Here is a 26194-nt window from a genome sequence, read left to right as displayed (position 1 = left end):
CGAGCGGTTGCCAGGGGCTCGGCTCGGGAGTCCTGGTAGGTGTGGGGGCCGAGTATTGGGCTGGTCGGCCCGGGAGTTGGTCGGGTGGCTGGGCCCGTACGGAGGTGCCGTGGCCGGCCGGGCTCAGCCGCGTACCGCCGCCGCAGCCCCCTCTTCGACGCCGTCCGCGCCCTTGCCGGCCCCTGTGGCCACGATCCGGCCGTTACGGGCGCCCAGGCCGTCCGGACCGCCCCGGCTCCCCCTCCGCTCCAGCGCCCCGGCAACGACCGCGACGCCCAGCGCCAGGACGGTCATCCCCACACCGACCCAGTTCGGCGCGGTCAGCCCGAGCCCGGCCGCGATGACGATCCCGCCCAGCCAGGCGGCCAGCGCGTTGCCGAAGTTGAAGGCCGCGATGTTGCCGACCGAGGCCAGCGTGGGCGCGGCCGACGCCTGGTCCATGATCCGCTTCTGCAGCGGCGGTACGGTCGCGAAGCCGAAGGCGCCGATGAGGGCGATGGTGACGGTCGCGAGGGCCTTGTGGTGCGCGACGAGGCTGAACGCGGCCAGCGAGAGCGCGAGGCCGACCAGGGACACGTACAGCATCGGCATCATGTAGCGGTCGGTGAACCGACCCGAGATCAGGTTGCCGGCCACCATGCCCAGGCCGAAGACGGCCGTGAGCCAGATGACGGACGACGCCGCGAAGCCGGTGACCTCGGTCATCATCGAGGCGAGGTAGGTGACGGCCGCGAAGACGCCGCCGAAGCCGAGGACGGTCATCAGCATCGCGAGCCCGACCTGCGGGTTGCGGAAGGCCGCGATCTCCTGGCCCATCGGCGCCGCCGCCCGGACGCGCTGCGCGGGCACCAGCTTGGCGACGCCGAGCAGGCCGAGCACGCCCAGGACGGCGATGGCGACGAAGGTGGCGCGCCAGTTGATCTGCTGGGCGAGCAGGGTGCCGGTCGGTACGCCCACGACGTTGGCGACGGTCAGGCCGGCGAACATCATCGAGATGGCGCCGGCCCGCTTGTGCGGGGCGACGAGATCCGCGGCCACCAGTGATCCGATGCCGAAGAACGCCCCGTGGGCGAAGGACGAAACGATCCGCCCGGCGAGCATCACCGCGAAGACCGGCGCCACGGCGGTGAGCAGGTTCCCCACCACGAACAGCCCCATCAGCAGCATCAGCATCTGCTTGCGGGTCATCCGGGTGCCGAGGGCGGTCATCAGCGGGGCGCCGACGACCACGCCGAGCGCGTAGAGCGTGGTCGCGTACCCGGCCAGCGGGATGGAGACGCCGAAGCCGGCGGCCACGTCGGGCAGCAGCCCCATCACCGCGAACTCGGTCATCCCGATCCCGAAGGCGCCGATGGTGAGCGCCAGGAGGGCGAGAGGCATGACGGATCCCTTCAAACGATTGCAGCCAGCCTTAACGAGCGTCGACAATAATTGCAGACGCGGGTTACTTGCAAGCGCGGGCTATTTCGTTCGTGTCCTATCCTGGTTCGTACGACCTGTAAGGAGGTCCCTCGATGACGCAGCAGACCCGGCAGGCGCCGAAGCAGGACCGGCAGCGGACACAGCAGCCCGAGCGGCGGGACCGGCAGGCAAGCCAGGAGCGGACGACGGACGGGCACACGGACTCGGCCGCACCGGCCCGGGGCTGCCCCACCGGCCCCGGAACCGCCCCGGCCCTCGCCCAGGGCTGGTGCGCCCTCTCCGCCCTGCACGGACGTATCGAGTCGCACATCGAGCGCGCGCTCCAGGCCCGGCACGACCTCAGCGTCCGGGAGTTCTCCGTACTGAACGTGCTCAGCGAGCAGCACGACGGGCCCGGCGGCCACCTGCGCATGCACCAGGTCGCGGACTCCGTCGTCCTCAGCCAGAGCGCCACGACCCGCCTGGTCACCCGGCTGGAAGAGCGCCGCCTGCTCTCCCGCTACCTGTGCCCCGACGACCGGCGCGGCATCTACACCAACGTCACCGACGAGGGCCGCCAACTGCTCGAAGAGGCCCGGCCGACGCACGACGCGGCACTGCGCGAAGCCCTCCAGGACGCCGCGAAACGCCCCGAACTGGCCCCCCTGGTGACGGCGGTGGAAACCCTCGCTCCGCACGCCTGAACGGGGGTCGTAGGGTCCCGGCATGAGCGCATACGAGATCCGCCGGGCGAGCGAGGACGATCTCCCCGCCATCGTCGCGATGCTGGCCGACGACCCACTGGGCGCCACCCGCGAGACGCCGGACGACCTGGCCCCGTACCGCACGGCGTACGAGCAGCTGGCCGCCGACCCCAACCAGCACCTGGTCGTCGCCGTCCGCGGCGACCGGCCGGTGGGAACGCTCCAGCTCACGGTCATTCCGGGGCTGTCCCGGCGCGGCAGCAGCCGTTCGGTCATCGAGGCGGTACGCGTCCACTCCGACGAGCGCGGCAACGGCCTCGGCACTCGCCTGATCGAGTGGGCGGTCGAAGAGTCGCGCACGCTCGGCTGCCGACTGGTACAGCTCACCTCCGACGCGACACGCATCGACGCGCACCGTTTCTACGAGCGCCTCGGCTTCGAGGCATCCCACCTGGGGTTCAAGCTCCAGCTTTGACCTGGGGTTTTGCCGTGTCCGGAACGGCCGCCGGTCGGTGCTCCTGTCGTACCGGCGGGCACGCCTTCGGGCATTTCTTGAGCGTTGTCCGGCACGCGTCGGGTGCCTGCTGATCTCCCGACGGGTGCGTTGATCACCCGGCGAGTGCCTGGGCTCGGCCCTTCGCACTCGCCGGAGGGGCCCCGGCCCTGAGGCCCGGCTCTTGGGACGCTTGAGCTGTCCGTCAGCCGCTCCGACCGCTCCCGTCACGCGTCCGCGCGCGGGCTCTGACCCGGTGCGCCTTCTGCCGGCACGCCCCACCGCAGTACCTGGCAGGACGTCCCGTACGAGCCAGGGGAACCGGCCCCTCACACACCTCGCACAGCGTTTCGTTACGATCCGACGCCTGCCGAGGCAGTTTCGTCACGCCCTTGCGCTCGCGCAGCCCATCGCACATCAAGGCCGTCATGCGGCCCTGCGGCGCCCCTGACGAAGCACGGCGCTGCTCCATCGACAGGCACCCGACCAGCAGCTCCCAGACATCGTCGAGGCCGACGTCTTTCCTTACGCCGCCTGCCTCTTGGGCACGTACGAGCAAGACCTCCAGCGCTTCTCCGAAGTCCCGCGCGGCCCGCGGTGAAGGCTCATACGCACCCTCGCCGGCAGCCTCCAGCGCGTCGCACAGCGCCTTGTTCCGCGAGGCAAGGCGCACCACCGACGCAAGGAACCGGAAGAAGACACCTACCGGGTCTTCTACGTGCGCCAAGTCCCGTGCCGTATCGGTGAACAGCTGCACCCGGTCGGCGACCGTCGCCCTGAACAGGGCATCTTTCGAAGGGAAATGGCGGTAGACGGTACCCGCACCGACCCCCGCCCGCCGCGCGATCTCCCCGAGCGGCACCCCCAACCCCTGCTCCTCGAAGGCCGATCGGGCCGCTTGCAGGACCAGCGCCCTGTTACGCCGCGCGTCCGCCCGCGCAGGCGCGAGCTCCTCGCTCGCCACCGCTGAGCCTCCTCGGAACCAGTGATTGCCGGGTCGAGCGTTCCGCACGTTCAACCGGGTTGATCATTCCGATTCTAAGGCAGCCTCAAACCATGATCCACAAGGCCCTGCCGCTGCCGGTGGCGAACCTGACTCGCAGCCGCGTCAGCAACTCCTCCGAGGGCGGCAGGGGCCGCTCAGCGCTCAGCCTGATCCCGGGCCCGCCGAACCGCCACCGGAGCACGACCAAAGGGAGGAGGCCCGTCACGGCCTCGGTGATGCGGACGCGGCACAGCCCGCCGACGTGCGCCTACTCGCGTGCGCCCGTCCGCCTATGGCGCCCAACTCCGCGCCAGCGCAAGCCCTTTGAGGGCTGGGCGGTCACTGCAGCGCTGTTTCACGTGAAACGTAGCCAAGCGCCAAAGAAACAAGGGGTGCCGTTTCACGTGAAACAGCACCCCTGACGCGCTCTCGCGCGCTCCGGCTCCCAGCGCTCGCCGGGAACCTCGGTCCGAGCCTCAGCCGGCCATGACCTCGTCCCACGCCGCGCCGGCCGCCGCGGCCGCCCCGTCGCCGTCCACCGTTACGCCGAGCACGCGCAGGCCCGCAGCCAGCGCCGCGAGGGACGCCAGCACCACACCCCGCTCCGCGGCCCTGCCGTAGTGGTTGACGCGGATCATTTCCTTGGCGAGGGCGCCCGCGGCGGCCTGCACGGGCACTGCGACCGGGCCCTCCGCCGCGTCGAGCGCAGCGGAGACGATCTCGCGGGCGTCCATGTCGGAGGGTGCGCGCAGCGTCGTGGCCGCCGGAGCCGCGTCCTCGTCCCGGAGGACGTACGGGGACAGCGCGCCGAGCGCCCGTACACCGGACCGTACGGCCGCGGCGGCGGCCCGGTGCCGGGTGATGACCGCGTCGAGCCCTTCCGCGTCGACCCGGTCCACGGCCTGCTCCAGAGCCAGCATCTCCAGCTGTGCCGGCGCGTGCGGCAGCGCGGTGCGGCCCCCGTCGATCCAGCGCTCCTTCCAGTCCAGGAGGGACAGGTAGGAGCGGCGGGGCGCCTGCTCATTGGCTGCGATGCGCTCCCAGGCGCGGGCGCTCACGGATACGGCGGACACACCGGCCGGGCCGGCCAGGGCCTTCTGCCCGCCGATCACACACAGGTCCACTCCCCACTCATCGGTGAGCAGCGGTTCGGCGCCCACCGAGGCGACCGCGTCCAGCATCAGCAGCGCGCCGTGCTCCCGTACTACGGCGCCGATCTCGGCGACGGGGTTGGTGTTGCCGGTCGCCGCCTCGGCATGCACCAGGCTCACGAAGTCGATGGCCGGGTGCTCGCGCAGCGCCTCGGCCACCGGCTCCGGGCGTACGGCTCCCGTGAACGGCGCACTGATCGTGACGACCTCGGCACCGCAGGACCGCAGCCACCCGCCGAAGGTCTCGCCGTACGGGCCGGTCACGATGTTGAGCGCGGTGCTGCCGGGGCCGACGGCGGAACGGATGCACGCCTCCAGGGGGAGCAGGGCCTCGCCCTGCGTGGCCACCACATCGGCCCGGGTCCGCATCAGCGCCGCGACCTTGTCCTCGATCCGCGCGAAGTGTCCGGCGGTGAGCGGCGGCAGGTCGAGCAGGTCCGGGGCGTCGGAGGTCGTGTTCACGGCGGTCGTGTCAGTCACGGTGGCCTTCCAGCGGTAGCGGGCCGCGGTGCGGCGGCTCCTGATATCTGGCTCGACTGTACGTCCGGGGTGGTCGCCCTTGCCGTACGGGCGGTGATCACCGCCCGTACGGCCTCCCAGACGCCCTCTCCTCCTGTCAGGCCCGCCCCGCCGCGTCACAGCTCACCAGGGGACGGGCTCGGCACAGCCGTCAGCGTCCGCGCCACCCCTTGGCGTCCACGCCACCCGGTACCGGTCCGGCAGGTGCGTACGGGCCCCGGGTGAAGACGAAGGTGCCCAGGTCCAGGTGGCTCACCGAGCCGTCGCCCGCGTCCCGGACGACGCGCAGCGTCTCGCCCGCGAAGTAGCCGTCGAGCCCGGTCCACGTACCGTCGGGTTCCGCACGGAACCGCGAGGCCCGTCCGCCCGGCCCCGACATCAGCGAGATCTCCAGGCCCCGGTCGGCCCGCAGCCGCAGCACGTACGGGTGCGCACCCCAGTACCAGGGCCCGGTGAGGTCCAGCAGGTCGTCGTCCAGCGGCCCGGCCAGCGGACGCCACGGCTCGGGGATCCGCGGCTCCCGGTCCGCGACGATCCCGGCGAGGTCTGCCGCGATGGCGCTGATCGCGGGCCCCGACGTGCAGCTCGCCAGAGCGATACCGGCGACGTCCTCCGCCGCGTCGATCCACAGGGATGCCAGGAAGCCGGGCATCGAGCCGGAGTGGCCGAACAGCAGGCGGCCGTTGCGCCGTGCGAGCTGGATACCGAGCCCGAAGCCGGCGTCCCACTCCATGCCCTCGGGCGGTACGGCCGGCGTGCGCATCTCGGCCAGGGTCGCGGCGCCGAGCACCCGGCTGTCCCCGTGCGTCAGGAATGCCGCCCACCGCCCCAGGTCCTCCACCGTGGACCACAGCTGTCCGGCCGGGCCCATCGGCCCGGTGTCCTCGGCGGGTTCCGGCAGCAGTACGTCCGCCCACGGGTGCACCGCCCAGCCGTCGGCGTGCGGGGCCTGTGGGAGGAGGGTCGTACGGCTCATGCCCAGTGGCTCCAGCACCTCACGGCGCAGTACCTCGCCCCAGGACTGTCCGCCCCGCTTCTGCTCGACAAGGGAGCCCAGCAGGGCGTATGCCGGGTTGGAGTAGTGGAAGCGCCGCCCGGCGGGCAGCCGACGGGGTTTCTCTCCGAAGAGGTCACCGGGCGCCTGCCGCAGCGAGCCGGGCGTCCGTTCCCACCACGGTCCTCGCGCTTCCGCCGCCAGTCCGGAGCTGTGCGAGAGCAGTTGGGCGATCGTCACGTCGGGGTCCGGACTGCCGGACAGGTGCTCGCGGAGCCGGTCTTCCAGCGTCAGCAACCCTTCGTCGCGCAGCCGCATCACCAGTACGGCGACGAACGTCTTGGTGATCGACCCGATCCGGTACTGAACGTCCACTCCGCCGACGCCGTCAGAGGCGGAACTCTCGCGGGCCCCTGTCCACGCCACCTGCCCGCCCCGTACGACCGCTCCCGTCATCGACGGCGCGCGCCCCTCCGCCTGGCCGACGGCCAAGCGCCGGAACAGCGCCCGCCGCGTCTCCGGCAACAGCGCTCCGAACTGCTCCGCACCACGCATCCCCGAACCACTCACCGCTTCGGACGACACCAGCCCCTGGGCCACGTCGGACGATTCCGCGCTCATGGCACTCCTCGACAGCTCAACAACGATCACGGGCAAACTACGAGCCCATCCCATCACCCGCCCCGCCTGAACCGTCCCGAGATTCCGAGCAGAGACAGCCGGGACCCAATCTCGTGGACAGCGCCTCCAAGCACTACGGTCTTCGGCATGACGAGCCCGGCCGGCACCGAGCCGGGCCGGACGGGGGATGAAATGCGGATCGGAGAACTCGCCGAGCGGGCCGGGACAACCACCCGAACCCTGCGGTACTACGAAGCGCGCGGCCTGTTGCACGCCGAACGCACGCCGAACGGCCACCGCACCTACAACGAATCCGACCTGCGGCTTCTCCAGCAGATCCGCATGCTGCAACGCTTCGGCTTCGAGCTGGAGGAGACCCGGCCCTTCGTGGAGTGCCTGCGCGCCGGCCATCCGGCCGGGGATTCCTGTCCCGCTTCGCTCCAGGTGTACCGCCGCAAGATCGCCGAGCTGGACGCCTGTATCGCCCAGCTCCAGGACGTACGGGAGCAGGTCGGCGACCAACTGTCCCGCGCCGAACAGGCCCTCGACGAGTTGGTCGGCGCTTCCTCTCGGCCCGGCGGCCCCCACCCGCGGTGCGAACTGACCTCACCCGATGTCTGATCCCGCCGTACCGGCTCCCGCCCCGGGCCCGCCCTCATGCTGAGCCGGGCCCCGGTGCGCCCCACGCCTCACCCAGCCACCGAAACCGTGTCCTTCTCCGCCAAGGCCGCAATGGCCTCCCCCAAAGCGGCTTCTTCATCCGCCGGCAGCCACCGCGCCGCGTGCACCATGTGCAGCGCCGAGCGGAGCCGTACCCGGTCCTCCTCGGTCCCCAGATCGCCGAGATACGCGGGAAGGATCAACCCCAGAGCCTTCAGCTCGTTCCGTGCGCACAACCTGGCCAGCAGGCCGGACAGCAAACCCGTCGGTGACTCGCTCACCGGTTCCGTCTCCTCCTGGCACCCGGACGCGTCACCGGCCGCCGACGGGCCGGCCGTCTCCCGCAGCCCCTCCGCGATCGCGAACCGGTTCCACATCCCGTACTCCCCTTCGGGAAGGTCCCGCACCCGCGCGGCAGCCCGCTCGAAATACGCGTGTGCCGTAGCGATCTCGCCCAGCTCGCGGTGCGCCCCGCCCATGTTCACGTACAGGGACACGTAGAAGCCGCGTACGCGCTCGTCACCCACCCGGTCGGCTCGGTCCAGGCACTCCTGGTTCCACCGCAGCGTGCCCTCCGGCGTGGCCTGGTGCCGGGCCACGTAGTGAGCGGCGACGCATGCCTCGTAGTCGTCAGACGCGTCCTCCCAGGCCCGCAGAAACAGCCGCCGCGCCTCGTCCTCCTCGCCCCGCGCCTCGGCGCCCATGCCTCGTACGCACAGCCGCACCACATGGTTGTCCGGGTCCACGGCCGCTCTCCCCTCAGCCCGTTTCACGTGAAACACACTCCCGCACCGGCATCACCAAGGTGGTGAAGCTGCCTTGATCAGCGGAGCGCACGACAACCGGGTCCGTCCCGGAAGCGATCTCCAACAGCACGTCGGGGCCCACGCCCGCGTCCAGAGCAGGTACGAGCACCGCCGGGTCGAAGGCCACCCGCAGAGACGGGCCCGTACACACCGCGCTCACCGTGACCGGGCTGCCGCCGCTCCCGCTGATCGCCGCCTCCTGCGCTCCGGGCCGCGTGGTGAGCACAGCGCCCTTCTCCCGCTCGGCGAATGCCGCACGCAGCACCGCCCGGTCCACGATGACCCGGTGCCGTACGTCGTCCGGACCGTCCAGCACCAGCCGGTAGTCGGGGTACTCCGCCGTCCTCCCCACGAACGCGCGCCGCTCCCCGCCCTCCCCGACCAGGCACCCGCCATCGCCGTACACCTCGACATCGACGTACTGCTGCCGCAGTGCCCAGGTCGCCATGTCCGCCAGCTCCGCGGCATCGACGAGCACCCGGCTCGGGCCCCCGTCCACCCTCCTGGTCCGGAGCACTCGGACCGCGAGCCGATACCGATCGGTGGCGACCAGCCGAAGTTCCTCGTCGCCGACTTCGATCAGCACACACCCGAGGACGGGAACTCCGCACACGTCACGGCGCCGCCACCGCGGGGCCCACCTGCCGTACCGCACTGGCCAGTTCCGCGCCCCCGATGACGGCCCGCCCCAGGGGCTGCTCCGGTGCTTCCATCGGAAGATCACGGAGCAGCCCTTCCACCAGCGCCCGCGCGGTGTCCGCCGTCCGTCGCGTCCGCTCCAGGTGTGCGCGGAGCATGGTACGGGCTTCGGCCTCATCACCGTCGAGTACGACCCTGACGTCCCCCAGCGGCAGCCCCGCCTCACGCAGCCGGCGCAGAAGCACACCCCGGCCGCCCTGCTCGACCCCGTAAAACCGGTACCCGCTCGCCGGATCGACCCTGACGGGCCGCAGGACACCGCAGTCGTCGTAGAACCGCAGTGCGCTGGGAGTCAGTCCCACCCGCCGCGCGAACGCCCCGATGCCCAGCAGTTCCTCGCTCTCGTCCATGCACGCGATTGTCGAGCTTCGAGCAACCTGAAGGTCAAAGCCGCCGGCGGGTCAGTGCGCCACGATCACCTGCCGGGATACCCGCCGAGCCTGCTCCGGACCCGGTCACGCAACAGCTCGTACTCATCCCAGCGCGGAGCCGGCCGGCCTGCGGGACGTTGCACGGCACGGCCCTCGGTCACCACCTGCCCAAGCCGGAACTGCTCCCGGGTGAGGTCGACCTCGATGCCGTTGGGGAACCGGTTCCACCAGTGGTGACCATGCTGTTCCCCGTCGAGGTGCACCTCGCCGACCATGAGTTCACCGCCGAAGAAGTCGTGCACGACGAGCGCGGTGATGTCGCACTGTCCCTTGGCCGGGTTGTCGCTGGTCCAGCCGCCCCGGGCCAGGTCGTCGGGGGAGCACGTATCGGCGGCCCAACTCGCGCGCAGCGCTTCGGTGATGTCGGTCAGGGTCAAAGGAATCATGCCGCGCAGTCTGACGGGAGCCACTGACAGTCGGGCGGTACGTCGGTCGACCATCGCGGTGGGGTGGCCGCCCACCGATCACGGCAGCCCCAGCAACTCGACCAGGTTCCCACCCAGCACCCGCTCGCGGACCTCCCCGGGCAGCGTGACCCGTTCCACCGTCGTTCGGGCGACGACCGGGTCACCGTAGGGAGCATCCGAGCCGAAGAGCGTACGGGTGGGCAGTTCGCGGATCGCGAGGCGGACCGCGAAGATCAGGTGGGCTGTGGAGAGCTCCAGGTAGATGTTGGGCGTGGCCTGGGCGAGTTCGATCGCCCGCATCCAGTTGGCCCCGCCCAGCTGGCTGATCACCAACGGCACCTTCGGGTAGCGGGCGGCCAGGCCGGCCAGGGTGTGCAGGTCCACCGCACTCGTGGGGGCGTACCCGTGCACAACCACCGGAAGCCCGTCGTGGTCGGCCGCCGCTCGAAGCACCGGTTCCACCAGCGCCGCCTGGTCCGGCGGCGGGGTGAGCTCACCGATGCCGTACAGCCCTCGGCCCATCACCTCTCGCTCCACCCAGGCCGCGGTCTCGTCAGCAGTACGACTCAAAGGAACGGACCCGAAGCCCAGGAAGCGCGTCGGATGAGCAGCCAGTGCCGCGTCCAGTTCCTGCCACGCCTTGGCGTATCCGTCGTCTCCGGCCGCCTCCGACCCGCCGGCAGATCCCCCGGCCAACGCCCGGTCCAGCACGCTCATCTCATGGCGGAGGGACACGAGATCCGTCGCTCGTTCGGGATGCGGACGGGTGGGGAAGAGGACCGTACGGTCCACCCCCGCGTCGTCCAAGGCGGACAGATGGATGTCGAGCGGGTCGTGGACATGGCTGTGGCCGTCGATGATCACGCATGTGCCTTCCGGTGGTACGAGCCGCCCGCGGAATGCGGGCAGGCGCAGTCAGTGTTGATCCCTGACACGGTTGGAAGGTCAAGCGAGGGGGACGGGGCCGTGCGGATCGGGGAGTTGGCCGAGCGGTCCGGGACCAGCGAGCGGCTGCTGCGCTACTACGAGCGGGCGGGTCTGCTGCACCCCGAGCGCCTGGCCAATGGCTACCGGGACTACGCCGAGTCCGACGTCGCCGTCGTACAACGCGTCCGCGCGCTCCTCGCCGCCGGTCTCCCCACCCGCATCATCCGTCAGGTACTGCCCTGCACGACCGGCACCGCCGCCGTACACCCCTGTCCCGGGGTGCTCGACGCCCTCCGGAACCAACTACGTGCTCTCGACCGCCAATTTGCGGACCTCGCTGCTGCCCGTCAAGCACTGCGCGAGACCATCGAAGAGACAACGGCGCGACAGGCGACGGCGCCCACGGACGGCAAGCCGCATGCGGCCGGCAGGGCGCCCGCGGACGGCAATCCGCCTGCGTCACGTACGGATACCCCTCACTCCGCCTCCCCCTCACCCGTCCCCTCCGAAAGCAACGGAAACAACCGGGTGATGAGCGCCACCGGCCGGGCACCATCCGGCCGGGCCAGCGGACGCTGCTCGCGGTCCTGATACGGGGCGAGTGCCCGACGGACGGCATCGGCGACCCGGCGCATCTCTTCGGGCGTCAGGTAGGCGACGGCGCTGAAGGCTTCGTCATGGCGCCATTCGGCCGGTGCTTGGTCGCGTTGGGTGAGCCAACGCTGCCAGCTCTCGTCCTCCAGGCCGCGAGCCAGGTTCCCGAACGCTTCCTCCTCGGACGTACCGGGGGCGGAGCCGCGCCGCGTCAGGCGCCACGGGCGAGCCCGGCCCCCGCGGTGCGGGGCTTCCTCGATGAGGCCGTGGCGTGCGAGTTGCCGAAGGTGAAACGAGCAGAGCCCGGAGCTGTAGCCCAGCCGTGCGGCGGCTTCGGTCGCCGTTACGGTGCCGACTTCCGCCAGCAGGTCCAGCAGGGCCGTACGAACCTCGTGCTCGGGCAGTGCGGCGCCGGCATGCCGCGTGCGGTCAGGGCGGGCGGTGAGATCATCCTCAGTCACTTTGCAAACTCTGCTACTTTGCAAAGCGGGGCGCAAGCACTCCTTGCCCGGAGACATCAGCCACGGTGACGGCCGCGGCACCTGTGACGTGCGCAGAAGGGGAGACAGCGATGTCTGTTCGTCACGAGATCACCCGTACCGCTGACCGGCGGGTCCGTGTGCAGGGCCGGCCCGTCGACGCCTATCCCGCTCTGCCCCCGGAGGCGGAGCGGGGCGCGGTGCGCCGGATCACGGAGGTCGGTGAGGACGTGCTGAGCCGTCCGTGCCAGGAAGTGACCTACTTCGGCTCCGCCGAGTTGTCCACGCTCATCGACGACATGTTCCTGACGATGCATGTGGCCGACGGCGCCGGCCTGGCCGCCAATCAGGTCGGCATCGATTTGCGGCTGTTCGTGTACGACTGCCCGGACGACGACGGGATCCGGCACGTCGGCCACATCATCAACCCGGTCCTGGACGTACTCGACCCCGGAACCCGTCGGCTCGTCGACGCATACGAGGGCTGCCTGTCCGTGCCGGGTGCCACCATGACGGTCCCCCGTACGGACCGTGCCGTCGTCCGCGGTCTCGACAAGGACGGCAGCCCCCTCGTCATCGAGGGCACGGGTTACTTCGCGCGGTGCCTGCAGCATGAGACCGACCACCTTCTCGGCCACACGTATCTCGACCGGCTGTCCAAGCGGGACCGCAAGGAAGCACTCCGGCAGATGGCAGACCGTCGCGAAGAGGTCTTCGCGCGACGCGTGCGGAAGGCCGCCCGTTTGACTTGCGGGTGATGTTCACAGAGTGATCGCCATCGCACCGCAGGCCCCCAGCGAGTTCGAGCGGTTCATCATCGCGAGCAGTCGGCGTCGCCTTTCACCCGCCCCCGGCCACGGCCAACCGCGCCCCTGACGACCGCTCGCAGCAGGTCAGACGGCTGCCCAGGCCGCCTCGATCATCCGGAAGATCTCGTCCACGGCGGCCTGCGGGTCGGCAGCCTCGCGGGCCAGCGCATAGGCATCGATCACGAATCTCGCGATCGTCCGACAGGCCGTCGTGGTCTGCGGCAGGCCGGGATCGGCGGCGATGGCCGAGGCCAGCGACTCCGCGTGGCGCAGCCGCATCGACTCCTCGTACTCCCGCAGGGCCCGCGACTCGTCGATCATGCGGTAGATCGGTGCGGAGCCGTCCGCCGTGCAGTGCCGGACCATGGCCAGGATCTCGCGGCGCAGTGCGGGGATGAGCGGTTCGTGCGGCGCCCGGTCGGTGACCGCCTGCGTCAGGCGTTGTTCGAAGTTGTCGTCCTGCTCGAACACCAGGGCCTCTTTCGAGGCGAAGTGGGAGAAGAGCGTGGTGACGGCCACGTCGGCCTCGGCGGCCACGTCACGGATGCCCACCGCGTCGTACCCGCGTTCCAGGAAGAGCCGCAGAGCGGTGTCGGCGATCTTCTGACGGGTCGCGGCCTTCTTGCGCTCGCGGCGCCCGGTCGGCACGGTCATGCCGCTGACACTACCAAATCCAAATCAATAACCGTTCCAAAAAGCTAACCGTTAGTGCTACGGTCGGCCGCATGAAGAGAGTGAGCTTCGCCGAGTTCGGCGGCCCCGATGTTCTCCGCCTCGAAGACGCCGAGGAGCCCCACGCGGGACCTGGGCAGATACGTATCGCCGTGCGGGTGGCGGGCGTGAACCCCGTCGACTGGCGGATCCGTGAAGGCCAGTTCCAGGAGGCCCACCCGATCGCGTTGCCCGCCGGAGTCGGGCAGGACGCCGCCGGGGTGGTGGACGAGGTCGGCGAGGGAGTCGAAGGGATCGCGGCCGGCGACCACGTGCTCGGGCGGGGATCGAGTACCTACGCCGAGTTCGCCGTGCTGTCGGCCTGGGCCCGTATGCCCGGGAACCTGACCTTCGAAGAGGCGGCCGGATACCCCTCCGTCGTGGAGACCGCGCTGCGCATCATCCGCCAGGTCGGTGTGCAGTCAGGGCAGACGCTGCTGGCCAGCGGCGCGTCCGGGGGAGTCGGATCGGCGGTGCTGCAGATCGCCCGCGACCGCGGCATCAAGGTGATCGGCACCGCCGGGGCCGCGAACCAGGACTACCTGCGGTGCCTGGGCGCCCTCGCCACGACGTACGGCGAGGGCTGGGTCGAGCGGGTGCGGGCACTCGGCCGGGTCGACGCGGCGCTCGACCTGGCCGGCTCGGGCGTCATCCGCGAACTGATCGAACTGACCGGGGATCCGCAGAAGGTGGTCTCCATCGCCGATCTCGGCGCGCCGGAGCTCGGTGTCCGGTTCTCCGGCGTGACCGGGGACGTGCCGCAGGCCCTCGCCGAGGCCGTCGACCTCATCTCTCGGGGGAAGCTCCACATCCCGGTCGAGAAGTCGTACCCGCTCGCCGAGGCCGCGGCAGCACACATCGACAGCCGGGCCGGTCACTCGCGCGGGCGCCGGGTCATCGTCGTCTGAGCCGTATCCCACCCAGCCCCACGGCCCGGCAAGCTGCCTTCCTTCCAGCACGTCTGCCGGCCCACCTGGCAGGCGTACCACCCCCAAGGAGCCCCATGCACACTCCTGTCACGATCATCGGCGCCGGACTCGGCGGCCTCGTCCTGGCCCGTGTCCTGCACCTCCACGGCATTCCGGTCACGGTCTACGAGGCGGATTCCTCCCCGACGTCGCGCTCGCAGGGCGGGATGCTCGACATCCATGACCGCAACGGCCAACCCGCCCTCCAGACGGCCGGCCTGATGGACGAGTTCCGCGGCCTCATCCTGGAGGGCCGCCAAGCGATACGGCTCCTCGACCGGAACGGAACCGTCCTGTTCGACGAGGCCGACGACGGAACGGGCACCAGCCCCGAGGTCCAGCGCGGCGAGCTGCGGCAGATGCTGCTGGACGCGCTCCCCGACGGCACCGTCCGATGGGGCCACCGGGTCACCGGCGTCCGCGCCCTCACCGAGGGGCGCCACGAGGTGACCTTCGCAGACGGCGCCACCGTCGCCACGAGCCTGCTGGTCGGCGCGGACGGCGCGTGGTCACGCGTCCGGCCACTGCTCTCCGACGCCACGCCCGCATACGTCGGCCGGTCCTTCGTCGAGACCTACCTGCACGACGCCGACTCCCGGCACCCGGCCACCGCGAAAGCGGTCGGCGGCGGGACGCTCGTCGCGCTCGACCCGGACGGGAACGGGAATTGGCTCGTTGCCCACCGGGAGAAGGGCGGCACCCTCCACGCCTACATCACCCTGGTCAAGCCGCAGGACTGGTTCGCCACCATCGATTTCACCGATGCCGCCGCGGCCGCCGCGCGGATCGCGGAGGAGTACGACGGCTGGGCACCGGAACTCACCGCCCTGATCACCGCCGGCCGGACCGCACCGATCCTGCGCCCCCTCCACGCCCTGCCGGTCGGACACCGCTGGGAGCGGGTGCCGGGAGTGACCCTGCTCGGCGACGCCGCCCACCTCTCGACGCCCAACGGCGAAGGCGCCGGCCTGGCCATGGAGGACGGCGCCGCACTCGGAAAGGCCCTCGCCGCCCACCCCGACGACATCGAGACCACCCTCGCCGAGTACGAGCGGGAACTGTTCCCCCGCAGCGCCGCGGCTGCCGCGGCAGTCGCACACAACCCCACGCCACAGGAGTTGATCAATTTCTTCACCGTCCAGGCACGGCTGGGCGGCTGACAAGGACGGCGAAGTGGGAGAGGCGGTGACCGGCACCGCCGTGAGGGACGAAGTCTTCGGCCTCGTCCCTCGAACGAGGTACGGACGCGCCCTGCGCGTCTCGGCACCACGACGCATCCGGCTTCCGTCCGGCGCCAACGGTGCTGCGCCGGTACGGAATTCGAGGACCTGAATCAGGTTTGCGCCATGTCCACGAACCGCGAGTAGTGACCCTGGAACGCCACCGTGATCGTCGCCGTCGGGCCGTTACGGTGCTTGGCCACGATCAGGTCGGCCTCGCCCGCTCGGGGGGACTCCTTCTCGTAGGCATCCTCACGGTGGAGCAGGATGACCATGTCCGCGTCCTGCTCGATCGAACCGGACTCACGCAGGTCCGAAACCATCGGCTTCTTGTCCGTACGCTGCTCGGGACCACGGTTGAGCTGCGAGAGCGCGATGACCGGCAGCTCCAGCTCCTTGGCCAGCAGCTTGAGGTTACGGGACATGTCCGAGACCTCCTGCTGGCGGCTTTCGGCGCGCTTGGAGCCGCCGGACTGCATCAGCTGGAGGTAGTCGATGACCACCAGTTTGAGGTCGTTGCGCTGCTTGAGGCGGCGGCACTTGGCGCGGATCTCCATCATCGACAGGTTCGGCGAGTCGTCGATGTAGAGCGGCGCGGCCGACACGTCCGGCATACGGCGGGCCAGCCGGGTCCAGTCCTCGTCCGTCATGGAGCCGGACCGCATATGGTGCAGGGCCACCCGCGCCTCGGCGGACAGCAGACGCATCGCGATCTCGTTGCGGCCCATTTCGAGCGAGAAGATAACGCTCGGCAGATTGCTTTTGATCGAACACGCTCGGGCGAAGTCGAGCGCCAGAGTGGACTTACCCATCGCGGGACGCGCCGCGATGACGATCATCTGGCCGGGATGGAGGCCGTTGGTCAGGGAGTCCAGGTCGGTGAAGCCGGTCGGCACGCCCGTCATCTGGCCCTGGCGGGAGCCGATCGCCTCGATCTCGTCGAGCGCGCCCTCCATGATGTCGCCGAGCGGCAGGTAGTCCTCGCTGGTGCGCTGCTCGGTGACGGCGTAGATCTCCGCCTGGGCGCCGTTGACGATCTCGTCCACATCGCCGTCGGCCGCGTATCCCATCTGCGTGATGCGCGTGCCGGCCTCGACGAGCCGGCGCAGGACCGCCCGTTCGTGGACGATCTCGGCGTAGTACTCGGCGTTCGCCGCCGTCGGTACGGACTGGACGAGGGTGTGCAGGTACGAAGCGCCGCCGACCCGCCCGATCTCACCGCGCTTGGTCAGCTCGGCCGCGATCGTGATGGGGTCGGCCGGTTCACCCTTCGCATACAGGTCGAGGATCGCCTGGTAGATCAGCTCGTGGGCCGGACGGTAGAAGTCATGCCCCTTGAGGACCTCGACGACGTCGGCGATGGCGTCCTTGGACAGCAGCATGCCGCCGAGCACGGACTGCTCGGCGTCCAGGTCCTGCGGCGGTACGCGCTCGAAGCCGCCGGAGGGCCAGCCGCCCTCCTCGTCGCCGCGCTCGCGCCGGTCGTCACGGCCACGGCCGCCCTTGCCCTCGCCTCGACGGGAGCGTGCGGCGGGCAGCCGGTCGCTGGGGCCGGTGTCCGCCCAGGGGTCCTCCACGGGCTCGGGCATGCTCACCCCGACACCTCCTCCCGTCCGCAGCGCGGACCTTGCTGTGCTCTTCTTTCTTACGGCACAGCTCTGACAAAACGAGAGGCCCAGCTCCGGTTACGGCGCGTCGAGTTCGGACGGGTTCTCGGACCGGAACAGGGGCCAGGCGCCGGACTACGGTAGGCCCGGCGACACCGTCCGCCAATCTGGTTATCCACAGGCCATGTGGACGATGGACCCGATCCTGTGGAGAAGTACGCCGATCCTGTGCACGGCACGGGGGACACCGCTGTGGACAAACACACAATCAGTTGGCCACAGCCGCTCTGACCTGCGCCTTTGTCATCCATAGGCTGTGGGGGAGAAAAACTTGGAGAACCTGTTCATGATCGACCCGAACGCCACGGAGCAGAACGCTCCGCCCGGCGCACAGTAAGGATCGCAATACAGTTGTGACGCTTACCTGTGGAAGATTAGATTGGCAGCATGACACAGGCCCCCGCGACGCCGCGGCGCACCGACCGCCGCCACGACCGCGAGATCATCTCGCTCGCCCTGCCCGCCTTCGGCGCGCTCGTCGCGGAGCCCCTCTTCGTCATGGTCGACAGTGCCGTCATCGGCCACCTCGGCACCCGGCAACTCGCCGGGCTCGGCGTCGCCGCCCCGCTGCTGACCACCGCGGTCTCCGTCTTCGTCTTCCTCGCGTACGCCACCACCGCCGCCGTCGCCCGGCGGGTCGGCGCCGGTGACCGCTCCGCCGCCATCCGGCAGGGCGTGGACGGCATCTGGCTCGCGCTCCTGCTGGGTGCGGCCGTCCTGGCCGTGGTCCTGCCCACCGCGCCCTGGCTCGTCGACGTCTTCGGCGCCTCCGCCACCGCCGCTCCGTACGCCATCACCTACCTGCGCATCAGCGCCCTCGGCATCCCGGCGATGCTCATGGTGCTGGCGGCCACCGGTGTCCTGCGCGGCCTCCAGGACACCAGGACCCCGCTGTACGTCGCCGTCGGCGGGTTCTCCGTCAACGCCGCCCTGAACGTCGGGCTGGTCTACGGTGCCGGGCTCGGCATCGCCGGCTCCGCCTGGGGAACCGTCATCGCCCAGTGCGGCATGGCCGCCGTCTACCTGTTCGTCGTCGTACGAGGTGCGCGCCGGCACGGCGCCTCGCTCCGGCCGGACGCCGCCGGGATCCGCGCCTGTGCCCAGGCCGGGGTGCCGCTCCTGGTGCGTACGCTCTCGCTGCGCGCCGTCCTGATGATCGCGACCGCCGTCGCCGCCCGCCTCGGTGACGCCGAGGTGGCCGCCCACCAGATCGTCATCACCCTCTGGCAGCTGCTGGCCTTCGCCCTGGACGCCATCGCCATCGCCGGCCAGGCGATCATCGGCCGCTACCTGGGCGCCGACGATGTGGCGGGAGCCAAGGCAGCCTGCCGCCGGATGGTGCAGTGGGGCATCGCCTCCGGCGTGGTGCTCGGCCTGCTCGTGGTGCTCACCCGCCCCCTGTTCATGCCGCTGTTCACCACCGACCCGGCCGTGAAGGACGTGCTGCTGCCCACGCTCCTGGTCGTCGCCCTCACCCAACCGGTCTCCGGCATCGTCTTCGTTCTCGACGGCGTGCTCATGGGCGCCGGCGACGGCCCGTATCTGGCGTGGGCGATGCTGGTGACACTGGCGCTCTTCGCCCCGGCCGCGCTGCTGGTGCCCGTCGCCGGTGGCGGTCTGACCGCCCTGTGGTGGGCCATGGCCCTCATGATGACCGTGCGGATGCTGACATTGTGGACACGTACCCGGTCGGGCCGGTGGATTGTGACCGGAGCCTCGCGTTGAAGACACCCCAAGTAAACCGGCCGTGCCGATAATGACGGTGTGCGCCCGCTTGCCAGGAAAATCGTCCTGCCCCTGACGCTGACCGTCATCGGGGCAGGCGTCATAGTGGGCTACGCCTCGCAGGAAGCCGACACCAGCAGCCGCGGCAGCGGCACCCTCAGGAGCGGATTCGGCAAATCGGGGGAGGCCGACCACGACCCCCAGGACCAGGATCCGTCCGCCACGGCGCCCGCCGACGACGGCAGCGCGTACACCCCGCGCAGCACCGAACAGAACGCCCGGGTAGGCGCGATCTTCGAGAAGGACGACACCGGCGATCACTTCTGCACCGCCAGCGTCGTCCAGAGCCCCGGCCGGAACATGCTGATCACCGCGGCGCACTGTGCCTTCGACTCCGAGACCGGCCGGCCCGTGGAGGACCTGGTCTTCGCGCCCGACTACCGCGACGGCAAGGAACCGACCGGCCTGTGGAAGGTCAGGAAGGTCGTCGTCGACGACCGCTGGGCCAAGTCCCAGGACGAGGACATGGACGTCGCCTTCCTCGTCCTCGACAGCAAGGACGGCAAGCAGATCCAGGACGTACTGGGCGGCAACACCCTCGGCATCGATCCCGGCTTCGACAACGATGTGAAGATCACCGGCTACCCCACCAGCAGCGAGACCCCCATCTCGTGCCACAACCGCACGACGAAGTTCAGCGACACGCAGATGCGGGTCCAGTGCACCGACTTCGCGGGCGGCACGAGCGGCAGCCCCTGGCTCGCCGACTACGACCCCAAGAGCCACACGGGCACGGTGATCGGCGTGCTGGGCGGCCACGAAGGCGGCGGCGATGAGGACGACGTCTCCTACGCCGCGTACTTCGGTGACGAGGTCGCCGACCTCTACAAGCGGGCCCAGGACGAGGCCGAGGGCTGACGGGCACACGAAAGGGCCGCACCCCGTTTCCGGAGTGCGGCCCTTTCGGCGTGGTGCTACGACCGCTGCGATCAGGCGGCGACGACCTCGACGCCCAGCTTCGCGACGACGTCGGCGTGCAGACGCACGGACACCTGGTGCGAGCCCAGGGTCTTGATCGGCGAGCCGAGCTCGACGCGGCGCTTGTCCACGTCGGGGCCACCGGCGGCCTTGATCGCCGAGGCGACGTCGGCCGGGGTGACGGAGCCGAACAGGCGGCCGGCGTCGCCGGCGCGCACGGCCAGCTTCACCTTGACGCCCTCGAGCTGGCCCTTGACCTCGTTGGCCTGCTCGATCGTGGCGATCTCGCGGATCTTGCGACCGCGACGGATCTGCGCGACGTCCTTCTCGCCACCCTTGGTCCAGCGGATCGCGAAACCACGCGGGACCAGGTAGTTACGGGCGTACCCGTCACGGACGTCGACGACGTCACCAGCGGTGCCGAGGCCGGAGACCTCGTGGGTGAGGATGATCTTCATGTGTCGGTCACCCTTCCCTTATCGCGCAGTGGAGGTGTAGGGCAGCAGCGCCATCTCACGGCTGTTCTTCACGGCCGTGGCGACGTCACGCTGGTGCTGGGTGCAGTTGCCGGTCACCCGGCGGGCACGGATCTTGCCGCGGTCGGAGATGAACTTCCGCAGCAGGTTCGTGTCCTTGTAGTCGACGTAGGAGATCTTCTCCTTGCAGAACACGCAAACCTTCTTCTTAGGCTTGCGAGCAGGCGGCTTCGCCATTGTCTCTCTCCAGTGAGTTCAAGAAGTTTGTGCTGTCGCCCTCAGGCCCCCGGCCGTTTCACGCTGTTTCACGTGAAACAGCGTGCGTACGAGCCGGTCGTCGGACCTAGAAGGGCGGCTCGTCCGAGTAGCCGCCGCCGGAGCCACCGCCCCAGCCACCGCCGCCGCCACCCTGCTGGCCGCCGCCGGCAGGGGCACCGGTCGCCCACGGGTCGTCGGCGGGAGCGCCGCCGCCCTGGCCGCCGCCGGGGCCGCCGCCCCAGCCGCCGCCACCCTGGCCACCGCCCTGCGGACCGCCGCCGAAGCCGCCGCCCTGGCCACCGCGGCCCGAGGTCTTGGTGACCTTGGCCGTGGCATTGCGCAAGCTGGCGCCGACCTCGTCGACGTCGAGCTCGTAGACCGTGCGCTTGACGCCCTCGCGGTCCTCGTACGACCGCTGCTTCAGGCGGCCCTGCACGATCACGCGGGTGCCCCGCGTGAGGGACTCGGCGACGTTCTCCGCCGCCTGACGCCACACCGAGCAGGTCAGGAACAGGCTCTCGCCGTCCTTCCACTCGTTGGTCTGGCGGTCGAAGGTGCGGGGGGTGCTTGCGACGCGGAACTTCGCAACCGCCGCACCCGACGGGGTGAAGCGCAGCTCGGGGTCGTCGACAAGATTGCCGACGACCGTGATGACGGTCTCGCCTGCCATTAGGGGAACCTCTCGGCGGGTGTGCTGCTGGCTGCTGGTGTGGCTACTCGAACCCGGTCACCGCTGACGCTGATGCGTTCAGTGGGTCTCGGGACGGAGGACCTTGGTCCGGAGGACCGACTCGTTCAGGTTCATCTGACGGTCGAGTTCCTTGACGACCGCAGGCTCGGCCTGCAGGTCGATGACCGAGTAGATGCCCTCGGGCTTCTTGTTGATCTCGTACGAGAGACGACGACGGCCCCAGGTGTCGACCTTCTCGACCTTTCCGTTGCCCTCGCGGACGACGGAGAGGAAGTTCTCGATCAGCGGGGAGACAGCGCGCTCCTCGAGATCGGGGTCGAGGATGACCATCACCTCGTAGTGACGCATGTTGAACCCACCTCCTTTGGACTCAGCGGCCACGGTCGTTCCGTGGCAGGAGGGTCATGATGCGTTCCGCACCCGGCCCGACCAGGAGACCTGGGCAGACGTGGGCGCAGACTGTACAGAGTACCCGCCGGCGCGCCTCCGGTTGAAATCCGGAGGCTGATCCCCCCAATCTGGAACACAACGGGTGTGAGCGGCGTTACAGTTCGCCGCCCTGTCATCGGAGGTGTCGCATGGCACAGGCAGTCCGGCCGCAGCACGGCCTCCTCTCTCTACTGAACAGCGACGGCAAGGCCCATCCGGTCGAGAACACCTTGGTCGCCGTGACGCTGGTCTTCGGTTTGACCGCCTTCTTCACCGCCCACTTCCACCAGCTTCACCTGCTGAGTTCCTGGACGGGACTGATCGGCATCGGCACCGGGGCGTGGGGGCAGTTCATCTCCGCGACGACCGGCGAGCGCTTCCTGCTGATCATCGGGCTCGGTGCCGCGGCGGTCGGTTTCCTCCTCGGTATGGCACACGGCGGCCTCTTCGGCGGGGTCCTCGGCTAGCCGGGCCCAGGCGGGCACACGGGGCTACACCCCCCTTCACCCAAACGGGGCGCTCCCCTGTCGCAGTAGGCTTCGGCGCGAGAGCCGGAGCCCCGACCCTGGGGACAAACCTGCCGAGGAGCGCCCCGCATGAGCCTGACCCTGAGGACCATCAGCCGAGAGCAGCATCTGGCGTACATCCAGAGTCTGCCCTCGGCGAGCCACATGCAGGTGCCGGCCTGGGCCGATGTGAAGTCCGAATGGCGCTCGGAGAACCTGGGCTGGTTCGACAAGAGCGGACAGCTGGTCGGCGCGGGTCTGGTCCTCTACCGCCAGCTGCCGAAGATCAAGCGGTACCTCGCCTACCTGCCCGAGGGCCCGGTGATCAACTGGTTCTCCCCGAACCTGGAGGACTGGCTGAAGCCGATGCTGGCGCATCTGAAGCAGCAGGGCGCCTTCTCGGTGAAGATGGGCCCGCCGGTGATCATCCGGCGCTGGGACGCCACCGCGATCAAGGCCGGGATCCAGGACCCGGACGTCAAGCGGCTGCGGGACATCGAGGCCACCCACATCGAGCCGCGGGCCTTCGAGGTGTCCGACAAGCTGCGCCGGATGGGCTGGCAGCAGGGCGAGGACGGCGGGGCCGGCTTCGGTGACGTACAGCCGCGCTACGTCTTCCAGGTGCCGCTGGAGAACCGCTCGCTGGAAGACGTCCACAAGGGCTTCAACCAGCTGTGGCGCCGCAACATCAAGAAGGCCGAGAAGGCCGGCGTCGAGGTCGTCCAGGGCCGCTACGAGGACCTGCCCGAGTGGCAGCGGCTGTACGAGATCACCGCGGAGCGCGACCGCTTCCGGCCGCGGCCGCTCGGCTACTTCCAGCGCATGTGGACGGCCCTCAACACCGAGGACCCCAACCGCATGCGGCTGTACTTCGCCCGGCACAACGGCGTGAACCTCTCCGCCGCGACGATGCTGGTCGTCGGCGGCCACGTCTGGTACTCCTACGGCGCCTCGGACAACATCGGCCGTGAGGTCCGGCCCTCCAACGCCATGCAGTGGCGGATGCTGCGCGACGCCTACGCGCTGGGCGCCACCGTCTACGACCTGCGCGGCATCAGCGACTCGCTCGACGAGAACGACCACCTCTTCGGCCTCATCCAGTTCAAGGTGGGCACGGGCGGGCAGGCAGCCGAGTACCTCGGCGAGTGGGACTTCCCGCTCAACAAGCTCCTGCACAAGGCGCTCGACATCTACATGTCGCGCCGCTGACCGCCCCACCCGTCTGTTTCGATCGCAACGCAGCTACGAGAAAGGTTCCGGGCCCGGCCATGGCGCTCACCCTCTACGTCGACACCGCGCGCTGGCGGGCACACCAGCAGAGCGTTCTGCAGCAGTTCCCGGGGCTCGTCCCGGTCTGCAAAGGCAACGGCTACGGCTTCGGGCACGAGCGCCTCGCCGAGGAGGCGGCCCTCCTCGGTACCGACCTCCTCGCCGTCGGGACGACCTACGAGGCGGCCCGCATGAAGGACTTCTTCAGCGGTGACCTGCTCGTGCTGACGCCCTTCCGGCACGGTGAGGAACCGGTTCCGCTGCCGGACCGTGCCATCCGTTCGGTCTCCTCGGTCGAGGGCGTGGGCGGCCTGGTGGGCGCCCGGGTCGTCATCGAGGTCATGAGCAGCATGAAGCGCCACGGCGTCCTGCCGGAGGACCTGCCGAAGCTGGCCGCTGCCATAGAGGACGTACGGCTGGAGGGCTTCGCCATGCACCTGCCGCTGGACCGTACCGACGGCTCCGACGCGGTGGAGGAGGTCATCGGCTGGATGGACCGGCTGCGGGCCAACCGTCTGCCGCTGCACACCATGTTCGTCAGCCACCTCAAGGCCGATGAGCTGGCCCGTCTCCAGCAGCAGTTCCCGCAGACGCGGTTCCGCGCGCGGATCGGCACGCGCCTGTGGCTCGGTGACCACGACGCGACCGAGTACCGCGGCTCGGTCCTGGACGTCACCCGGGTCGGCAAGGGCGACCGCTTCGGCTACCGCCAGCAGAAGGCCGCGTCGGACGGCTACCTGGTCGTGGTGGCCGGCGGTACGTCGCATGGCGTGGGCCTGGAGTCGCCCAAGGCACTGCACGGTGTGATGCCGCGCGCCAAGGGTGTGGCCCGCGCGGGCCTGGCGACCGTCAACCGCAACCTCTCGCCGTACGTGTGGGCGGGCAAGCAGCGGTGGTTCGCGGAGCCTCCGCACATGCAGGTCTCCATCCTCTTCGTGCCGGGGGACGCCCCCGAGCCGCGGGTGGGTGAGGAACTGGTGGCGCATCTGCGGCACACCACGACGCAGTACGACCGCCTCGTGGACCGCTGAGCCGCCCTCCACGAAAGCATCGGGCCCGGTACCGCAGACCTGCTCTGCCGTACCGGGCCCGTTCCGTGCGCGCGGCTACCGGTGGACGGAGTCTCCGGCCACGCCCCAGCGCACCTGCGCCGCCCCTTCGAACTTCACGGCATGCCGCGACAGCTGGTGCGCTCGGCCCAGCACAAAGACATCCGGCGCGTGATCCAGCACTCCGCCCGACGGGTCGTCCTCACCGTCCCGTCGTACGACGTCCCGCTCCGGCAGCAGCACATCACGCACCACCACGGCACACAGGTACAGCGTCCCCAACAGGTGCAGAAGCATGGCCAGTTGGTATCCCTCCAGCGGCAGCCCCTGGTGCTTGTCACCGTTGCCGGTATAGGCGAGGTACATCCAGATGCCGAGGAAGTACATGACCTCGCACGCCTGCCAGATCAGGAAGTCGCGCCAGCGTGGCCGTGCCAGTGCGGCGAGCGGGACCAGCCACAGCACGTACTGCGGCGAGTAGACCTTGTTGGTGAGGATGAAGAGCGCGACGACCAGGAAGGCGAGCTGCGCGAACCGTGGCCGGCGCGGCGCGTAGAAGGCCAGTAGGGCCAGGGCGCCGCAGCCGAGGATCATGAGCAGGGTGGCGTAGGTGTTCGCGTCCTCCAGCGGATTGCCCGTGCGCTGGGAGATCAGCAGCCAGATGGAGCCGAAGTCGATGGGCCGCTCCTGGCTGAAGGTGTAGAACTTCGCCCAGCCCTCCCTGATGTGGAATCCGGACGCGTCATGCGTGATCATCACCGGCACGTTGACCACCAGCCACGCGGCAGCGGCCCCGGTCACGGCCTTGCCGTAGGCGCGCCACTGCCCGGACCGCCAGCACAGGATGAGCAGCGGCCCGAGCAGCAGCACCGGATACAGCTTCGCGGCGGTCGCCAGTCCGATGAACACGCCCGTCGCGAAGGCCCGGCTGCGCGACCACATCAGCATCCCTACAGCGGTCAGGGCGACGGCCAGCAGGTCCCAGTTGATGGTGGCGGTGAGCGCGAGGGCGGGGGCGAGAGCGACCAGGAGGCCGTCCCACGGACGGCGGCGGTGGGTACGCGCCACGCAGACGGCGAGGACCGCCGCGCACGCCATCAGCATGCCCGCGTTGACCAGCCAGTAGATCTGCTCACGTTGCTGGATCGAGCCCCCGGTCGGCGTCACCCAGGAGGCGACCTCCATGAACAAGCCGGTCAGCACCGGGTATTCGAGGTACTCCATGTCGCCGGGCAGTTTGTCGAAGTACGGGATCAGCCCGTCGGCGAAACCGCGCCCCGCGTACAGGTGCGGGATGTCGGAGTAGCAGGCATGGGTGTACTGGCTGGTGGCGCCGAAGAACCAGCCGCTGTTGTAGCAGGGCAGCTTCTGCACCATGCCGAGCGCGAACATCCCGATGGCGACCAGCGCGACGATGCGTACCGGGTTCCACCAGCCCGTGCGGAAGAAGGCGCGCCGTCCGGCAGGACCGCCGATCAGTTCGCTTCCGGCAGCCGCCACCTCGTCCCGCCTGGTCGGCCGTACGGGCTCGTCCTGTCGCACGCTCGTCATGCGCCCATCCTGCCGT

29 protein-coding genes are annotated in these 26194 nt (G+C 70.0%); 12 read left to right on the top strand and 17 right to left on the bottom strand.

Annotated elements, in window-relative coordinates:
* Window positions 1-123 precede the first annotated feature (123 nt).
* A complete protein-coding gene (locus ADK86_RS15245) occupies window positions 124-1380 on the bottom strand; it encodes an MFS transporter (RefSeq protein ID WP_053697073.1) in 1257 nt (418 codons plus the stop codon).
* Window positions 1381-1706: 326 nt separating this feature from the next.
* On the opposite strand from ADK86_RS15245, the gene ADK86_RS15240 reads away from it, so the two are divergent.
* Together ADK86_RS15240 and ADK86_RS15235 are read left to right on the top strand one after the other, a co-directional pair.
* Window positions 1707-2105: a MarR family winged helix-turn-helix transcriptional regulator gene (locus ADK86_RS15240; protein WP_043977663.1), complete on the top strand. Its 399-nt coding sequence runs from the start codon at window positions 1707-1709 to the stop codon at window positions 2103-2105.
* Window positions 2106-2127: 22 nt separating this feature from the next.
* Window positions 2128-2580, top strand: a complete 453-nt coding sequence (locus ADK86_RS15235; protein WP_053697072.1) for a GNAT family N-acetyltransferase — start codon at window positions 2128-2130, stop codon at window positions 2578-2580.
* Between the two features lie 223 nt (window positions 2581-2803).
* On the opposite strand, the gene ADK86_RS15230 is transcribed toward ADK86_RS15235, so the two are convergent.
* The 3 genes from ADK86_RS15230 to ADK86_RS15220 all read right to left on the bottom strand — a co-directional run bounded on the left by ADK86_RS15230 (window position 2804) and on the right by ADK86_RS15220 (window position 6802).
* On the bottom strand, window positions 2804-3562 hold the full coding sequence (locus ADK86_RS15230) for a TetR/AcrR family transcriptional regulator (RefSeq protein WP_053697071.1): 759 nt from the start codon (window positions 3560-3562) through the stop codon (window positions 2804-2806).
* A gap of 497 nt (window positions 3563-4059) precedes the next feature.
* A complete protein-coding gene (locus ADK86_RS15225) occupies window positions 4060-5214 on the bottom strand; it encodes a pyridoxal-phosphate-dependent aminotransferase family protein (RefSeq protein ID WP_053697070.1) in 1155 nt (384 codons plus the stop codon).
* Window positions 5215-5404: 190 nt separating this feature from the next.
* Complete coding sequence (locus tag ADK86_RS15220; protein WP_053697088.1) at window positions 5405-6802, bottom strand: serine hydrolase domain-containing protein; 1398 nt, start codon at window positions 6800-6802, stop codon at window positions 5405-5407.
* 258 nt (window positions 6803-7060) lie between these two features.
* On the opposite strand from ADK86_RS15220, the gene ADK86_RS15215 reads away from it, so the two are divergent.
* A complete protein-coding gene (locus ADK86_RS15215) occupies window positions 7061-7489 on the top strand; it encodes a MerR family transcriptional regulator (protein WP_053697069.1) in 429 nt (142 codons plus the stop codon).
* Between the two features lie 68 nt (window positions 7490-7557).
* Here the strand turns inward: ADK86_RS15215 and ADK86_RS15210 are convergent, their stop codons facing one another.
* The 5 genes from ADK86_RS15210 to ADK86_RS15195 form a co-directional block, all read right to left on the bottom strand.
* Window positions 7558-8274, bottom strand: coding sequence for a hypothetical protein (locus ADK86_RS15210; protein WP_053697068.1), 717 nt, complete (start codon window positions 8272-8274; stop codon window positions 7558-7560).
* Between the two features lie 13 nt (window positions 8275-8287).
* Window positions 8288-8920, bottom strand: a complete 633-nt coding sequence (locus ADK86_RS44485; RefSeq protein ID WP_234345870.1) for a hypothetical protein — start codon at window positions 8918-8920, stop codon at window positions 8288-8290.
* 28 nt (window positions 8921-8948) lie between these two features.
* Window positions 8949-9383 (bottom strand): MerR family transcriptional regulator, encoded by a 435-nt coding sequence (locus ADK86_RS44480; RefSeq protein ID WP_234345869.1) that lies wholly within the window; start codon window positions 9381-9383, stop codon window positions 8949-8951.
* Window positions 9384-9448: 65 nt separating this feature from the next.
* Window positions 9449-9850, bottom strand: coding sequence for a YunG family protein (locus ADK86_RS15200; RefSeq protein WP_053697067.1), 402 nt, complete (start codon window positions 9848-9850; stop codon window positions 9449-9451).
* A 78-nt stretch (window positions 9851-9928) separates the two neighbouring features.
* Window positions 9929-10735 carry an amidohydrolase family protein gene (locus ADK86_RS15195; RefSeq protein WP_053697066.1) on the bottom strand — a complete coding sequence of 269 codons (807 nt, stop codon included), beginning with the start codon at window positions 10733-10735 and terminating at the stop codon, window positions 9929-9931.
* On the opposite strand from ADK86_RS15195, the gene ADK86_RS40845 reads away from it, so the two are divergent.
* Window positions 10628-11389 (top strand): MerR family transcriptional regulator, encoded by a 762-nt coding sequence (locus ADK86_RS40845; protein ID WP_324611393.1) that lies wholly within the window; start codon window positions 10628-10630, stop codon window positions 11387-11389. The two genes, ADK86_RS15195 and ADK86_RS40845, sit on opposite strands and share 108 nt — an antisense overlap.
* Here ADK86_RS40845 and ADK86_RS15185 read toward each other — a convergent pair.
* Window positions 11275-11853, bottom strand: a complete 579-nt coding sequence (locus ADK86_RS15185; RefSeq protein WP_053697064.1) for a winged helix-turn-helix domain-containing protein — start codon at window positions 11851-11853, stop codon at window positions 11275-11277. The two genes, ADK86_RS40845 and ADK86_RS15185, sit on opposite strands and share 115 nt — an antisense overlap.
* A gap of 110 nt (window positions 11854-11963) precedes the next feature.
* On the opposite strand from ADK86_RS15185, the gene def reads away from it, so the two are divergent.
* On the top strand, window positions 11964-12629 hold the full coding sequence (def, locus tag ADK86_RS15180; protein WP_053697063.1) for a peptide deformylase: 666 nt from the start codon (window positions 11964-11966) through the stop codon (window positions 12627-12629).
* 135 nt (window positions 12630-12764) lie between these two features.
* Here the strand turns inward: def and ADK86_RS15175 are convergent, their stop codons facing one another.
* Window positions 12765-13334: a TetR/AcrR family transcriptional regulator gene (locus ADK86_RS15175; protein WP_053697062.1), complete on the bottom strand. Its 570-nt coding sequence runs from the start codon at window positions 13332-13334 to the stop codon at window positions 12765-12767.
* A gap of 71 nt (window positions 13335-13405) precedes the next feature.
* Between ADK86_RS15175 and ADK86_RS15170 the strand changes: the two genes are divergently transcribed.
* Both ADK86_RS15170 and ADK86_RS15165 read left to right on the top strand, forming a co-directional pair.
* Window positions 13406-14299 carry an NADP-dependent oxidoreductase gene (locus ADK86_RS15170; RefSeq protein WP_053697061.1) on the top strand — a complete coding sequence of 298 codons (894 nt, stop codon included), beginning with the start codon at window positions 13406-13408 and terminating at the stop codon, window positions 14297-14299.
* Window positions 14300-14394: 95 nt separating this feature from the next.
* Window positions 14395-15519 (top strand): FAD-dependent oxidoreductase, encoded by a 1125-nt coding sequence (locus ADK86_RS15165; protein WP_053697060.1) that lies wholly within the window; start codon window positions 14395-14397, stop codon window positions 15517-15519.
* A gap of 173 nt (window positions 15520-15692) precedes the next feature.
* Here the strand turns inward: ADK86_RS15165 and dnaB are convergent, their stop codons facing one another.
* Window positions 15693-17168 (bottom strand): replicative DNA helicase, encoded by a 1476-nt coding sequence (dnaB, locus tag ADK86_RS15160; RefSeq protein WP_030598821.1) that lies wholly within the window; start codon window positions 17166-17168, stop codon window positions 15693-15695.
* 465 nt (window positions 17169-17633) lie between these two features.
* Here dnaB and ADK86_RS15155 point away from each other — a divergent pair, with 465 nt between their 5' ends.
* Window positions 17634-18971: an MATE family efflux transporter gene (locus ADK86_RS15155; protein ID WP_053697059.1), complete on the top strand. Its 1338-nt coding sequence runs from the start codon at window positions 17634-17636 to the stop codon at window positions 18969-18971.
* A gap of 39 nt (window positions 18972-19010) precedes the next feature.
* Window positions 19011-19889 carry a trypsin-like serine peptidase gene (locus ADK86_RS15150; RefSeq protein ID WP_053697058.1) on the top strand — a complete coding sequence of 293 codons (879 nt, stop codon included), beginning with the start codon at window positions 19011-19013 and terminating at the stop codon, window positions 19887-19889.
* A 71-nt stretch (window positions 19890-19960) separates the two neighbouring features.
* Here ADK86_RS15150 and rplI read toward each other — a convergent pair whose 3' ends face one another.
* From rplI to rpsF, 4 genes are all read right to left on the bottom strand, one after another.
* On the bottom strand, window positions 19961-20407 hold the full coding sequence (rplI, locus tag ADK86_RS15145) for a 50S ribosomal protein L9 (protein WP_030373511.1): 447 nt from the start codon (window positions 20405-20407) through the stop codon (window positions 19961-19963).
* A gap of 18 nt (window positions 20408-20425) precedes the next feature.
* Entirely contained in the window at window positions 20426-20662 is a 237-nt protein-coding gene (gene rpsR, locus ADK86_RS15140; protein ID WP_003978893.1) for a 30S ribosomal protein S18, read from the bottom strand.
* A gap of 106 nt (window positions 20663-20768) precedes the next feature.
* Complete coding sequence (locus ADK86_RS15135) at window positions 20769-21353, bottom strand: single-stranded DNA-binding protein (protein WP_030598827.1); 585 nt, start codon at window positions 21351-21353, stop codon at window positions 20769-20771.
* A gap of 78 nt (window positions 21354-21431) precedes the next feature.
* Window positions 21432-21722 carry a 30S ribosomal protein S6 gene (rpsF, locus tag ADK86_RS15130; protein ID WP_003978891.1) on the bottom strand — a complete coding sequence of 97 codons (291 nt, stop codon included), beginning with the start codon at window positions 21720-21722 and terminating at the stop codon, window positions 21432-21434.
* Window positions 21723-21952: 230 nt separating this feature from the next.
* On the opposite strand from rpsF, the gene ADK86_RS15125 reads away from it, so the two are divergent.
* The 3 genes from ADK86_RS15125 to ADK86_RS15115 all read left to right on the top strand — a co-directional run bounded on the left by ADK86_RS15125 (window position 21953) and on the right by ADK86_RS15115 (window position 24609).
* A complete protein-coding gene (locus ADK86_RS15125; protein ID WP_053697057.1) occupies window positions 21953-22270 on the top strand; it encodes a hypothetical protein in 318 nt (105 codons plus the stop codon).
* Between the two features lie 129 nt (window positions 22271-22399).
* The gene (locus ADK86_RS15120) at window positions 22400-23518 is read left to right on the top strand and encodes a lipid II:glycine glycyltransferase FemX (protein WP_030373509.1); all 1119 of its coding nucleotides are present in this window, start codon (window positions 22400-22402) and stop codon (window positions 23516-23518) included.
* Window positions 23519-23577: 59 nt separating this feature from the next.
* The gene (locus tag ADK86_RS15115) at window positions 23578-24609 is read left to right on the top strand and encodes an alanine racemase (protein ID WP_053697056.1); all 1032 of its coding nucleotides are present in this window, start codon (window positions 23578-23580) and stop codon (window positions 24607-24609) included.
* A gap of 75 nt (window positions 24610-24684) precedes the next feature.
* Here the strand turns inward: ADK86_RS15115 and ADK86_RS15110 are convergent, their stop codons facing one another.
* Window positions 24685-26178 (bottom strand): glycosyltransferase family 87 protein, encoded by a 1494-nt coding sequence (locus ADK86_RS15110; protein ID WP_053697055.1) that lies wholly within the window; start codon window positions 26176-26178, stop codon window positions 24685-24687.
* Between the last annotated feature and the right edge of the window lie 16 nt (window positions 26179-26194).

This window comes from Streptomyces sp. NRRL F-5755 (genome assembly GCF_001279365.1).
GTDB classification, from domain to species: Bacteria; Actinomycetota; Actinomycetes; order Streptomycetales; family Streptomycetaceae; genus Streptomyces; species Streptomyces rimosus.
The sequence above is the reverse complement of the archived record's forward strand: the minus strand, read 5'-3'. Positions and strand labels throughout refer to the sequence as shown.

What these genes read in the sequence shown, in the direction of transcription:
- ADK86_RS15155 (WP_053697059.1), top strand. Translation starts at nt 17,634, where the DNA reads ATGACACAGGCCCCCGCGACGCCGCGGCGCACCGACCGCCGCCACGAC.
- ADK86_RS15170 (WP_053697061.1), top strand. Translation starts at nt 13,406, where the DNA reads ATGAAGAGAGTGAGCTTCGCCGAGTTCGGCGGCCCCGATGTTCTCCGC.
- ADK86_RS15110 (WP_053697055.1), bottom strand. Translation starts at nt 26,178, where the DNA reads ATGACGAGCGTGCGACAGGACGAGCCCGTACGGCCGACCAGGCGGGAC.
- def (WP_053697063.1), top strand. Translation starts at nt 11,964, where the DNA reads ATGTCTGTTCGTCACGAGATCACCCGTACCGCTGACCGGCGGGTCCGT.
- rpsF (WP_003978891.1), bottom strand. Translation starts at nt 21,722, where the DNA reads ATGCGTCACTACGAGGTGATGGTCATCCTCGACCCCGATCTCGAGGAG.
- rpsR (WP_003978893.1), bottom strand. Translation starts at nt 20,662, where the DNA reads ATGGCGAAGCCGCCTGCTCGCAAGCCTAAGAAGAAGGTTTGCGTGTTC.
- ADK86_RS44480 (WP_234345869.1), bottom strand. Translation starts at nt 9,383, where the DNA reads ATGGACGAGAGCGAGGAACTGCTGGGCATCGGGGCGTTCGCGCGGCGG.
- ADK86_RS15245 (WP_053697073.1), bottom strand. Translation starts at nt 1,380, where the DNA reads ATGCCTCTCGCCCTCCTGGCGCTCACCATCGGCGCCTTCGGGATCGGG.
- ADK86_RS40845 (WP_324611393.1), top strand. Translation starts at nt 10,628, where the DNA reads ATGCGGACGGGTGGGGAAGAGGACCGTACGGTCCACCCCCGCGTCGTC.
- ADK86_RS15120 (WP_030373509.1), top strand. Translation starts at nt 22,400, where the DNA reads ATGAGCCTGACCCTGAGGACCATCAGCCGAGAGCAGCATCTGGCGTAC.
- ADK86_RS15215 (WP_053697069.1), top strand. Translation starts at nt 7,061, where the DNA reads ATGCGGATCGGAGAACTCGCCGAGCGGGCCGGGACAACCACCCGAACC.
- ADK86_RS15200 (WP_053697067.1), bottom strand. Translation starts at nt 9,850, where the DNA reads ATGATTCCTTTGACCCTGACCGACATCACCGAAGCGCTGCGCGCGAGT.
- rplI (WP_030373511.1), bottom strand. Translation starts at nt 20,407, where the DNA reads ATGAAGATCATCCTCACCCACGAGGTCTCCGGCCTCGGCACCGCTGGT.
- ADK86_RS15220 (WP_053697088.1), bottom strand. Translation starts at nt 6,802, where the DNA reads ATGCGTGGTGCGGAGCAGTTCGGAGCGCTGTTGCCGGAGACGCGGCGG.
- ADK86_RS15165 (WP_053697060.1), top strand. Translation starts at nt 14,395, where the DNA reads ATGCACACTCCTGTCACGATCATCGGCGCCGGACTCGGCGGCCTCGTC.
- ADK86_RS15235 (WP_053697072.1), top strand. Translation starts at nt 2,128, where the DNA reads ATGAGCGCATACGAGATCCGCCGGGCGAGCGAGGACGATCTCCCCGCC.
- ADK86_RS15175 (WP_053697062.1), bottom strand. Translation starts at nt 13,334, where the DNA reads ATGACCGTGCCGACCGGGCGCCGCGAGCGCAAGAAGGCCGCGACCCGT.
- ADK86_RS15135 (WP_030598827.1), bottom strand. Translation starts at nt 21,353, where the DNA reads ATGGCAGGCGAGACCGTCATCACGGTCGTCGGCAATCTTGTCGACGAC.
- ADK86_RS15115 (WP_053697056.1), top strand. Translation starts at nt 23,578, where the DNA reads ATGGCGCTCACCCTCTACGTCGACACCGCGCGCTGGCGGGCACACCAG.
- ADK86_RS15125 (WP_053697057.1), top strand. Translation starts at nt 21,953, where the DNA reads ATGGCACAGGCAGTCCGGCCGCAGCACGGCCTCCTCTCTCTACTGAAC.
- dnaB (WP_030598821.1), bottom strand. Translation starts at nt 17,168, where the DNA reads ATGCCCGAGCCCGTGGAGGACCCCTGGGCGGACACCGGCCCCAGCGAC.